A 10,379-nucleotide genomic window follows, 5' to 3' on the forward strand; every position below is an offset into this window, starting at 1 on the left:
GCGCCACACCCGCTCCCGTGTCAACAGGGCGATGGCGGGATCGTAGAGGCCGCTCAGGGCGGCGTGGCCGAGTGCGGGAGTGAAGTTTGCGGTCACTTCGCGGCCTTCCGTTCTTCGCGCGACTGTTTCAGGATCGACCAGGCCGACTGCAGGAAGACCACCGCCAGGACCGCCCCGGCGATCAGATCGGGCCAGCGCGAGGCGGTCAGCCAGACGGCCACGCCCGTCCCCGCGACCACCAGGCTCTGGATCAGGTCGTTGCGCGTGCACAGCCACACCGAGCGGACGTTGGCATCGCCTTGGCGATGGCGAACCAGCAGGAGGGCGGCCAAGGCGTTGGCGAAGAAACCCAAGGCGCCTAGGCCGGTGATGACGAACCCTTCCGGCGGCGCCCCGGAGGCGGCCCGCCAGATCGCATAGCCGAGGATGAACAGCGCGAGAGCCGCGAGGCTGGCGCCCTTGACCATGGCCGCGCTGGATCGCACCGCGGCCGAGCGGCCGATCACGGCCAGGCTGATGCCGTAGGTGGCGGCGTCGGCCAGGAAGTCGAGGGCGTTGGCGCCCAGCGAGACCGAGCCCTGCAGGGCCGCGCCGCCGGCGATGGCGAGGAAGGCGGCGCCGTTGATGGCGATCACCGACGTCAGGATCCGGCGGTAGGCCGGAGTGGAGCCGTCGAATTTGACGGCCGCGCCGCAACTGCAGCTGGACGCCGCCGGTTCCCCGGCCGAGAGGGATTCAGTCATCAAGTTCCACCTTTCACGGCCAAGATGCATCCTCCAGTCGCTCGAGGATCAAGACGAGAATGCAGGCCTCGCCGGAAAGCGCGCCCGTTGGCCGAAACCGACTTGATCCTCTAGTAGCTAGAGGCCGCACACTCAGACGAAATCCACAGGAGGCCTCATGACCACAGTGCACCCGACGCGACGCGGTCCCGGCCGTCTCCAGGCGATCGCATTCGCGCTCGCCGCCCTGGTCGCGGCTGTGGATCAGGCCGCCAAGGCCGCAGCCCGCGCCCAACTCGACACCGCAGTGGACCTCACGCCCTTCCTGGCGCTGCGTCTGGGATTCAATCCCGGCGTCACCTTCGGCATGTTCGCCGGGTCGGGCGAGGCGGGGCGCTGGGCGCTGAGCGGCGTCGCGGTGTTGATCATCGGCGTGCTGCTGGCGTGGATCTGGCGGACGCGGAGCGTCATGACGGCGACAGCCGCCAGCCTGATCGCCGGCGGAGCGATCGGGAACCTGCTCGACCGGCTGCGCTTCGGCGCGGTCACCGATTTCATCGACCTTCACTGGCGCGACGCACACTGGCCGACCTTCAACCTCGCCGATGCGACCATCGTTTGCGGCGTGGCGCTGCTTCTTTTGACCGTCCGGGGCTCGGACCGCCGTCCGACCGCATCGAGCCTGGGACGGACGGCGCGATGACCTTTACCGCCGAACAGAGAGCGATCGCCGTCCGTTCGGGACTGGCGATCCTGATGACCGCCGTGGCGATAGCGTCGGCCCGGCTATGGCTTTCGCCGCCTCTCCTGGGGGCCGCGCCGGACATGTCCACGGCCGACCGGCTGGCCTATGCGCTGAAGGCGGACCTGCTGGTCTTGCTGTGGCTCGCCGGCTGTCTGAGGGCCGTGGCCAGCATCCGGTTCCGGTCCGACGCCGACCGGCCAGGCTCCGCCTACGGGGCGCCCAGCCCCAGGCTCGCCGTCCCGGCCGCCGTGCTGCAGAACTCCCTCGAACAGACGGTGCTGGCCGTGGGCGCCCACCTGGTCCTCGCCACCGTCCTGCGCGGCGAGGAGATGATCGTGCTTCCGGTGCTGGTGGCGCTGTATCTGGTCGGCCGCGTGCTGTTCGCCCTGGGCTACGCCAGGGGCGCGGCCGCCCGCGCCTTCGGCATGGCCCTCACCGGCGCCTCCACCCTGGGAGCCTTCGCCATGGCCATCGTTCTGCTGGGGCTTGGCCGATGACCCGATCATCGCCCGCCTCGTCCGGCCTGCGTCCCATCGGCAAGCTCGCCGCCGCCACCGGCGTCAAGGTTCCGACCATCCGCTTCTATGAGGAGATCGGGCTGCTTGCCGCCCCGCCGCGCACCGCCAGCGACCGGCGGATGTACGACGACGCGGCGGAACGCCGCCTGTCGTTCATTCGGCATGCGCGACAACTGGGGTTTGATCTGGACTCGATCCGCTCCCTGCTGGATCTGTCCGATCACCCCGATCGGCCCTGCGCCGAAGCCAGCATCCTCGCCGAACGCCACCTGGCTGACGTGACGCAGAAGATCGCCCGGCTTCGGGCCCTCCAGCGCGAACTTTCGCGAATGACGGCGGAATGCGCCGGGGGCCGGGTCTCCGCCTGCAAGGTGATCGAAGCGCTGCACGAGCCGGCGGCGCCGCGTTGAAGGCGAGCTCGCCCGGTCTGAACCTCTGCCCGGCCCCGCCGTGGAGGACGGGCCTCTGAAGACCGGGAAGGCGCGAACGATGCAGGAGCCATCGGGTCACGGAGACGTTTTGGAGTGGATCGCGGCCCCGTCGCGCTCCCCTCGTCAACTCACAGCAAAGGCTGACGCCATGAGCGATTCGACGACGTCCTACGACCTGGTGATCATCGGCGGCGGCCCGGGCGGATACCCCTGCGCGATCCGGGCGAGCCAGCTGGGCATGTCGGTGGCGGTCATCGACGACCGGGACCTTCTCGGGGGTACCTGCCTGAATATCGGCTGCATTCCATCGAAGGCGCTGCTCCAGGCCACGGAGCGGCTCGAGATGGCGCGCAACCTCGAAGCTTTCGGCGTCATGGTCGACAATGTGCGGGCCGACCTCGCCGGCGTGATGCGGCACAAGAGCAAGGTGGTGACCGAGCTGGGCGAAGGGGTCGCCTACCTCCTGCGCAAGAACAAGGTCGTCCGGCTCCAGGGCCGCGGGCGCCTGCTGGCGCCCGACCGCGTGGAAGTGATGGGCGCCGACGGCCCCTTCGAGGTGCAGGCCCGCAAGGCGGTGGTCATCGCCAGCGGATCGGAAGCGGCGACCTTGCCCGATCTGCCCATCGACGAGCAACGGATCGTCACCTCGGCCGGCGCGCTGAGCCTCACGGCGGCGCCGCGCCATCTGGCGGTGATCGGCGGCGGCTATGTCGGACTGGAGCTGGGGTCGGTCTGGCGCCGGCTCGGCAGCGAGGTCACGGTCATCGAGGTGCTCGACCGGATCGCCTCCGGCGTCGATTCGGAGATGTCGACGGCGCTGCACAAGGTGCTCGAGGCCCAGGGCTTCGAGTTCTGCCTCGGGCACAAGGTGGTCGGATCGCGGATGGAGGGCGACGACGTCGTCCTTGACGTCGAGCCCATGGGCGAAGGCGCGCGCGGAACCATCAAGGCCGATGTCGTGCTGGTTTCGATTGGCCGACGCCCCGCCACCGCCGGGCTCGACCTTGAGACGGTCGGCATCAAGCCCGACCGCAAGGGCTTTATTCCGGTCGACGACGGCTTTCGAACCAGCGCCGAAGGGGTCTACGCCATCGGCGATGTCATTGGCGGCGCCATGCTGGCCCACAAGGCGGAGGAGGAAGGGATCGCCCTGGCCGAACGCCTGGCCGGCGGCGCGGGCCATGTCGACTACGGAACGATCCCGGCCGTCGTCTACACTTGGCCGGAACTGGCCTCAGTCGGGCGCACCGAGGACGACCTCAAGGCGGCCGGCGTGGCCTATCGCGTCGGGCGCTTTCCGTTCTCGGCAAACGCCATGGCCAAGGCGCGGCTGGAGAAGAACGGGCTGGTCAAGGTGTTGGCGGACGCCAGGACGGACAAGATTCTCGGCGTGCACATCCTGGGGCCGGACGCCGGCAGTCTGATCCATGAAGCGGTCGCCGTCATGCAGTTCGGCGCGGCGGCCGAAGACGTGGCGCGGACGAGCCATGCGCATCCGACGCTTCCGGAAGCCTTGCGCGAGGCATGCCTGGCTGTGGCCGACCGCACGATCCACCTTTAACGACCGAGCCGCGTGATCTGCCCGGGCTGGCCAGGCGGCGCCGAGGCGTCCCGGCGGGCGGGCCCCGGCGCCGCCTACGAGCCCGGCCGCGTCGCGAATAAAGGGCGACAGCGTCGCCGCCTGAATGCTAATGCGAGCCGTTCACATCTGGATTGACCATGCGTCCTCTGCTCCGTCTCCTCGCCCTGCTGTTCGCCCTGGGACTGGCCGCCCCGGCCTTCGCCCAGGCCCCGTCCGCCGCGGAAGCCCAGGTCGCCTGGCGGCTGCTCGACTATGTGGCGGTCGACTACGCCGGCGCGGTGGCCAACGGACAGGTGACCAATCCGGCCGAATACGGCGAGATGATCGAATTCAGCACCCAGATCCGGACGCGTCTGGACGCCCTGCCGGCCAACCCGGCCAAGGCCGCCCTGATCCGCGACGCCGAGACCCTGCAGGCCGCTATCCGGGACAAGGCCGATCCGCAGGTCGTCGGCGACCAGGCCAAGGCCCTGGCCGGCGCGGTGCTGACGGCCTATCCGAGCCCGCTGGCGCCGTCGTTCCCGCCTGATCTGGCCCGCGGCGCGACGCTCTATGCGGAGCAGTGCGCGGTCTGCCATGGCGTGACCGGACGCGCCGACGGACCGGGCGCCGAGGGGCTCGATCCGCCGGCGATCGCCTTCGCCGACGTGGAGCGCGCGCGCCAGCGCAGCGTCTTCGGCCTCTACCAGGTGATCGACCAGGGGCTGGAGGGCACGGCGATGGCCAGCTTCTCGCATCTGCCGGCCGAGGACCGCTGGGCGCTGGCCTTCTATGTCGGCCGCTTCGCCTTCACCGACGCCGAAGCGGCCGAGGGCAAGCGCCTGTGGGACGGCGATCCGGCGGTCCGCGCGGCCTTCCCCGACCTGGCCGCCCTCACCCAGACCACGCCGGCCGAGCTGGCCACCCGCCTCGGCGAACCCCGCGCGCGGGCCCTGACCGCCTATCTGCGACGTCATCCCGAGGCGGCGGCGCGCCCGACCGGATCGACGCTGACCCTCGCGCGGACGCGCCTTGCGGAAAGCGAGGCCGCCTATCGCCGGGGCGACCGCAAGGCGGCGACGGACCTGGCGCTATCCGCCTACCTCGATGGCGTCGAGCCGATCGAGCCGGCCCTGGGCGCCCGGGACGGCGCCCTGCTGCGCCGGGTCGAGACCGCCATGACCGAGCTGCGCGTCTCAATCGGCCGGGGCGCGCCCGCCCAGGAGGTCGCGGACCGGGTCGCCCGTGCGAACGCCCTGCTGGACACGGCCGAGCGGGCCCTCGCGCCCCAGGAGGCGGACAATCTCGCCAGCTTCCTCGGCGCCTTCACCATCCTGCTGCGCGAAGGGCTGGAAGCCCTCCTCATCGTGGTGGCGATGATCGCCTTCCTGCGCAAGGCCGAGCGGCCCGAGGTGCTGCGCTATGTCCACGGCGGCTGGGTGGCCGCGCTGGTCGCCGGCGGCGCCACCTGGGCGGCCGCGACCTTCTTCATCTCCATCAGCGGCGCCAGCCGGGAGCTGACCGAAGGCTTCGGCTCGCTTCTGGCGGCCGTGGTGCTCGTCTCGGTCGGCATCTGGATGCACGGCAAGTCGCACGCGGACGCCTGGCAGACCTATATCCGCGACAAGCTCTCCGCAGCGCTGTCGAAGCGATCGGCCTGGTTCCTGTTCCTGCTGGCCTTCGTCGTGGTCTACCGCGAGGTCTTCGAGACCATCCTGTTCTATGCGGCGATCTGGAGCCAGGGCGGCCATCTCGGCATGCTGGCCGGCGCCCTTACGGCGGTGGCCATCCTGGCCGTGGTGGCCTGGGCCTTGCTGGCCTACAGCAAGCGCCTCCCGATCGGCCGGTTCTTCTCGCTGAGCTCGATCCTCATGGCCATCCTGTCGGTCGTCCTCGTCGGCAAGGGGGTGGCGGCGCTGCAGGAAGCGGGCTGGCTCGACGTGCACCCGGTCGCCTGGGTCCCCCGCCTCGAGCTTCTCGGCCTCTATCCCACGGTCGAAGGCCTGGCCGTTCAGCTTCTGACGATTGCTATCCTCGTGGTCGGCTTCTCCCGGCATGCGGCGCCGAGGCGCGCGCGCCCAGCTTCTTGAGCGGGCGTCTCCGTCCGAGGCCCTAACTGCGGCCCGGCGGGGTTTCAGAGCTGCTTGGCGCCGATAGCCGTGCGGTCCGCGGATACCCAAGGTGCGGGGCTGCAGCCAATGGCGTTCGAGCGAATGCCCAGGTGCGGAGATTAGGCGCCCTATTCTCCGCACTTGGCGCGGAGAATAGCCTTGCTCTTGCGGCGAATAACGCCCATATTCTCCGCAGGGAGTGCGGGGAATGACGCAATACATCCACGAGATCGATGGCTGGCCGCGTCTGGACTGGCGCGCTGACGCGCTTGCCGATCGCCTCGCAGCCGTCCGCCATCGCCAGGGCCTTCTGCTTGGCCGGATGCACACGCTCGGCTTCGATCTCCGCGCTGAAGCCGTCCTCGAGACCCTTACCGAAGACGTCCTGAAATCCAGCGAGATCGAAGGCGAGCTGCTCGACAAGGATCAGGTGCGATCCTCGATCGCCCGCCGCCTCGGCATGGATATCGGGGCCCTCGCTCCCGCGGACCGCAACGTCGACGGCGTCGTCGAAATGATGCTCGACGCGACCCAGAACTTTGCGTCTCCGCTTACCGAGGAACGACTGTTCGCCTGGCACGCCGCCCTGTTTCCGACCGGGCGCAGCGGCATGACCAAGATAGTCGTAGGCGCCTGGCGCAACGAGAGCTCCGGCCCGATGCAGGTCGTCTCAGGCCCTTTCGGACGGGAGCGCGTGCACTATGAAGCGCCCCCCGCCGCCCGTTTGCAGGACGAGATGCGGGCGTTCCTCGACTGGTTCAACGGCGAGCCGCGGACTGACCCGGTCCTCAAGGCCGCGATCGCCCACCTGTGGTTCGTGACCATCCACCCGTTCGACGACGGGAACGGCCGGATCGCGAGGGCGATCGCCGACATGGCGCTCGCCCGCTCCGAGAAAAGCGCCCAGCGCTTCTACAGCATGTCCGCCCAGATCCGGCTGGAGCGCAAAGACTACTACGCCACCCTGGAGACGACCCAGAAAGGCGCGCTCGATGTGACCCTCTGGCTGGACTGGTTCCTCGGCTGCCTCGATCGCGCGTTCGACGGCGCGGAAGCCACCCTGACCCATGTGATGCGCAAGGCGCGCTTCTGGGAGGCGCTCGCAGGTCAGACGTTGAGCGAGCGCCAGAGCACGGTCATCAACCGGCTGCTCGACGGCTTCGAAGGCAAGCTCACCTCGACCAAATGGGCCGTGCTGACGAAGTCCTCGCCCGACACGGCCTTGCGCGACATCAACGATCTGATGGACCGTGGAATCCTTGTGAAGGATGACGGCGGCGGACGCAGCACGAGCTACTCCCTGGTCGATCGAGGATAGGCGGCTCCACATCGCGTCGGCGGAGCCACCACATCGGGCGGCTCCGCCCGAGCGGGCGCGTCTCGACAGGGATGATGCAACTCGCCAGTTCTGGCGAGTTACCGCCGAAAACCTGCTTATTTCGCCAGAAGTGGCGAGTTACGACCTTCGCAAACCTTGCGACGCCTCAAGGCGCCGCCGAGGCGCCAGGTCAGCGTCCGTAGGAAGCTGGGAAGCCCCTGAACATCAACGCGAGGCGCGGGGTTGTTCGTCGTGCTCAAGGCGACGTCAGGCCTGACGGGCGATGGCGATGGCGGAGAGATCTGAGGCGGCATCGACCGGAACCCCGGCCGCCTTGCGCTCCGAATAGCGGTCCACGAGCTGGACGGCGTGCGGCCGGGTCAGGACGGTGAAGCGCACCAACTCCTCCATCACGTCGACGATGCGCTCATAATAGGCCGAGGGCTTCATGCGGCCGGCCTCGTCGAACTCTTGGAAGGCCTTGGCCACGCTCGACTGGTTCGGGATGGTGATCATTCGCATCCAGCGTCCGAGCAGGCGCAGGGTGTTGACGGCGTTGAAGCTCTGGGACCCGCCCGACACCTGCATGACGGCGAGCGTCCGGCCCTGGGTCGGGCGCATGCCGCCCAGGCTCAACGGCAGGTGATCGATCTGCAGCTTCATGACGCCGGAGACCTGGCCGTGCCGTTCCGGACTGCACCAGACCATGCCCTCCGACCAGAAGGCGTGCTCGCGCAACTCGCGCACCGCCGGGTGGTCGTCGTCGACGGACGCGCCCGGCAGGGGGAGGTCGGAGGGGTCGAAGATGCGGGTTTCGCATCACATCCGTCGCAGCAGGCGGGCCGCTTCCTCGACGCAGAGACGCGAGTAGGACCGCTCGCGCAGCGACCCGTAGAGAAGCAGGATGCGCGGCGGGTGGTCGTGCGGGCCCAGGCCGCGGGCCGGATCGGCGGACAGATAGGCCGCGTCCAGAGCCGGAAGATGTTCCTGATCCGGCAGCGATCGCAGGCGGGCGAAGGTCATCACAGGTCCTTGGTCAGATAGGCGGCCGATGCCGGGCAGAGGTCCGCGAACTCGCGGGTTCGCCGGATCGCGGCGCGCGGCTTCCCGATCGGCGGCGAGGAAGCCGTGTCGGGTGAAGAAGGGTTCGGCCGTGGTCGTGAGCAGATGGAGACGTTCGCCGCCCAGGTCCCGGGCGACGCTCTCGGCGGCGGCCAGCAGCCGGCTTCCCAGACCTCGCCCCCTTCCGGCCCGCGAGCACGACCAGGGAGCGAAGCAACAGATCCCGCCCCTCACCTTCCAGCCCCACATAACCCGTCAGGGCGCCGTAGTGGTCGGCGCTGAAGTAGCGGCCGGCGCCCGGCTCCGGCAGGCCCGCGCCTCGCAGGGTCGCGAGCAGGCCGGCGTCATCGGCGTCCAGGAGATGCAGACTGACCATCAGCCGGCGTCCTTCGGCGGGGCCGTGTCCGGGAACCAGCGCCGGCCCATCCAGAGCGCCACCGAGACCAGCAGGATCAGCACCGGCACCTCGACCAGGGGGCCGATGACGGCCGCGAAGGCGACCGGCGAGGTCAGTCCGAACGCCGCGATGGCCACCGCGATGGCCAGCTCGAAATTGTTCGAGGCCGCGGTGAAGGCCAGGGCGGTGGTGCGCGGATAGTCGGCCTCGATCAGCCGCCCCATGAGGAAGCTGACCACGAACATGACGAGGAAGTAGATCGTCAGCGGAATGGCGATGCGCAGCGCATCCAGCGGCAGGGCCACCACCTCGCCGCCCTTGAGGCTGAACATCACCACGATCGTGAACAGCAGGGCGATCAGGGTGATCGGTCCGATGCGCGGCAGGAAGCGGCGCTCGTACCAGTCCGCGCCCCGGCGGGCGATCAGGCTGCGCCGGGTCAGGAACCCGGCCAGGAAGGGAAGACCGAGGTAGACCAGCACCGCGCCGGCGATGGTCCAGACGCTGACGTCCACCACGCTGCCCTGCAGCCCGAGCAGGGGCGGCAGGACCGTGAGGAACACCCAGGCATAGAGGCTGAAGAACAGGATCTGGAAGATCGAGTTGAAGGCGACGAGACCGGCCACATACTGGTTGTCGCCCCGCGCCAGCTGGTTCCAGACCAGCACCATGGCGATGCAGCGCGCCAGGCCGATCAAGATGACGCCGGTCATGTATTCCGGCTGGTCGCGCAGGAAGATCACCGCCAGCGCGAACATCAGCACCGGGCCCAGCACCCAGTTCTGGAACAGCGACAGGGCCAGCACCCGCCTGTCGGCGAAGACGCGCGGCAGCTCCTCGTACCGGACCCTGGCCAGCGGCGGGTACATCATCAGGATCAGACCGATGGCGATCGGGATGTTGGTCGTGCCGATCGAGAGGCTGTCGACCCAGGTCGGCAGGCCCGGAGCCAGCGTCCCCAGAGCCACGCCGAGACCCATGGCCACGAAGATCCACAGCGTCAGCCAGCGGTCGAGAAAGGACAGGCGACGCGGCGAGGCGTCCGCCACGGGAGTATCGATCATCGCTTCACCCGCTGTCCGGCGGCGTCGATGATGACCTCGCCGTCCTCCTTGGTGAAGGGCTTGAGATCATCGGCGGGCAGGAGGTCCAGAACGGCTTCGGACGGTCGGCACAGGCCGACACCGAGAGGACTGACGACGATGGGCCGATTGAGCAGGATCGGATGGGCCTCGATCGCGTCGAGCAGTTGATCGTCCGTCAGGCCGGGATCCGCTAGGCCCAGCTCGGCGAAGGGCGTGCCCTTCTCGCGCAACAGGTCGCGCAGCGGCTTGCCGGACCGTTGGGCCAGCCAGGCGACCATGGTCCGCGACGGCGGGGTCTTCAGATACTCAACGACATGCGGCTCGATACCGACGTGGCGGATCAGCTCCAGCGCGTTGCGCGACGTCCCGCAGGCGGGGTTGTGATAGATGACGATGTCCACGGGATCCTCAGGGGCAGCAGGGTGCGAG

9 protein-coding genes and 2 pseudogenes are annotated in these 10,379 nt (G+C 69.1%); 6 read left to right on the forward strand and 5 right to left on the reverse strand.

The window, feature by feature from the left end:
• Window positions 1–92: 92 nt before the first annotated feature.
• Complete coding sequence (locus tag Q0C81_RS10120) at window positions 93–743, reverse strand: cation transporter (RefSeq protein WP_291837109.1); 651 nt, start codon at window positions 741–743, stop codon at window positions 93–95.
• Window positions 744–900: 157 nt separating this feature from the next.
• Here Q0C81_RS10120 and lspA point away from each other — a divergent pair, with 157 nt between their 5' ends.
• From lspA to Q0C81_RS10150, 6 genes are all read left to right on the forward strand, one after another.
• Window positions 901–1,425 (forward strand): signal peptidase II, encoded by a 525-nt coding sequence (lspA, locus tag Q0C81_RS10125; RefSeq protein WP_291837111.1) that lies wholly within the window; start codon window positions 901–903, stop codon window positions 1,423–1,425.
• Window positions 1,422–1,964, forward strand: a complete 543-nt coding sequence (locus Q0C81_RS10130) for an MAPEG family protein (protein ID WP_291837113.1) — start codon at window positions 1,422–1,424, stop codon at window positions 1,962–1,964. The genes lspA and Q0C81_RS10130 overlap by 4 nt, the downstream gene beginning before the upstream one ends.
• A 26-nt stretch (window positions 1,965–1,990) precedes the next feature.
• Window positions 1,991–2,395, forward strand: coding sequence for a helix-turn-helix domain-containing protein (locus tag Q0C81_RS10135; protein WP_367117994.1), 405 nt, complete (start codon window positions 1,991–1,993; stop codon window positions 2,393–2,395).
• 169 nt (window positions 2,396–2,564) lie between these two features.
• On the forward strand, window positions 2,565–3,977 hold the full coding sequence (lpdA, locus tag Q0C81_RS10140; protein ID WP_291837116.1) for a dihydrolipoyl dehydrogenase: 1,413 nt from the start codon (window positions 2,565–2,567) through the stop codon (window positions 3,975–3,977).
• Window positions 3,978–4,135: 158 nt separating this feature from the next.
• Complete coding sequence (locus Q0C81_RS10145; protein WP_291837118.1) at window positions 4,136–6,067, forward strand: cytochrome c/FTR1 family iron permease; 1,932 nt, start codon at window positions 4,136–4,138, stop codon at window positions 6,065–6,067.
• 229 nt (window positions 6,068–6,296) lie between these two features.
• A complete protein-coding gene (locus Q0C81_RS10150; protein ID WP_291837120.1) occupies window positions 6,297–7,406 on the forward strand; it encodes a Fic family protein in 1,110 nt (369 codons plus the stop codon).
• A gap of 267 nt (window positions 7,407–7,673) precedes the next feature.
• Here the strand turns inward: Q0C81_RS10150 and arsH are convergent.
• The 4 genes and pseudogenes from arsH to arsC form a co-directional block, all read right to left on the reverse strand.
• Window positions 7,674–8,429, reverse strand: a pseudogene (gene arsH, locus Q0C81_RS10155) (arsenical resistance protein ArsH).
• A 159-nt stretch (window positions 8,430–8,588) separates the two neighbouring features.
• Window positions 8,589–8,717 (reverse strand): annotated as a pseudogene (locus Q0C81_RS10160) (hypothetical protein); the annotation flags it as partial.
• A gap of 126 nt (window positions 8,718–8,843) precedes the next feature.
• Window positions 8,844–9,929 (reverse strand): ACR3 family arsenite efflux transporter, encoded by a 1,086-nt coding sequence (gene arsB / locus Q0C81_RS10165; protein WP_291837122.1) that lies wholly within the window; start codon window positions 9,927–9,929, stop codon window positions 8,844–8,846.
• Window positions 9,926–10,351, reverse strand: a complete 426-nt coding sequence (gene arsC, locus Q0C81_RS10170) for an arsenate reductase (glutaredoxin) (protein WP_291837125.1) — start codon at window positions 10,349–10,351, stop codon at window positions 9,926–9,928. The genes arsB and arsC overlap by 4 nt, the downstream gene beginning before the upstream one ends.
• Window positions 10,352–10,379: the final 28 nt, after the last annotated feature.

It is taken from the genome of Brevundimonas sp., assembly GCF_023259385.1.
Taxonomy (GTDB): Bacteria; Pseudomonadota; Alphaproteobacteria; order Caulobacterales; family Caulobacteraceae; genus Brevundimonas.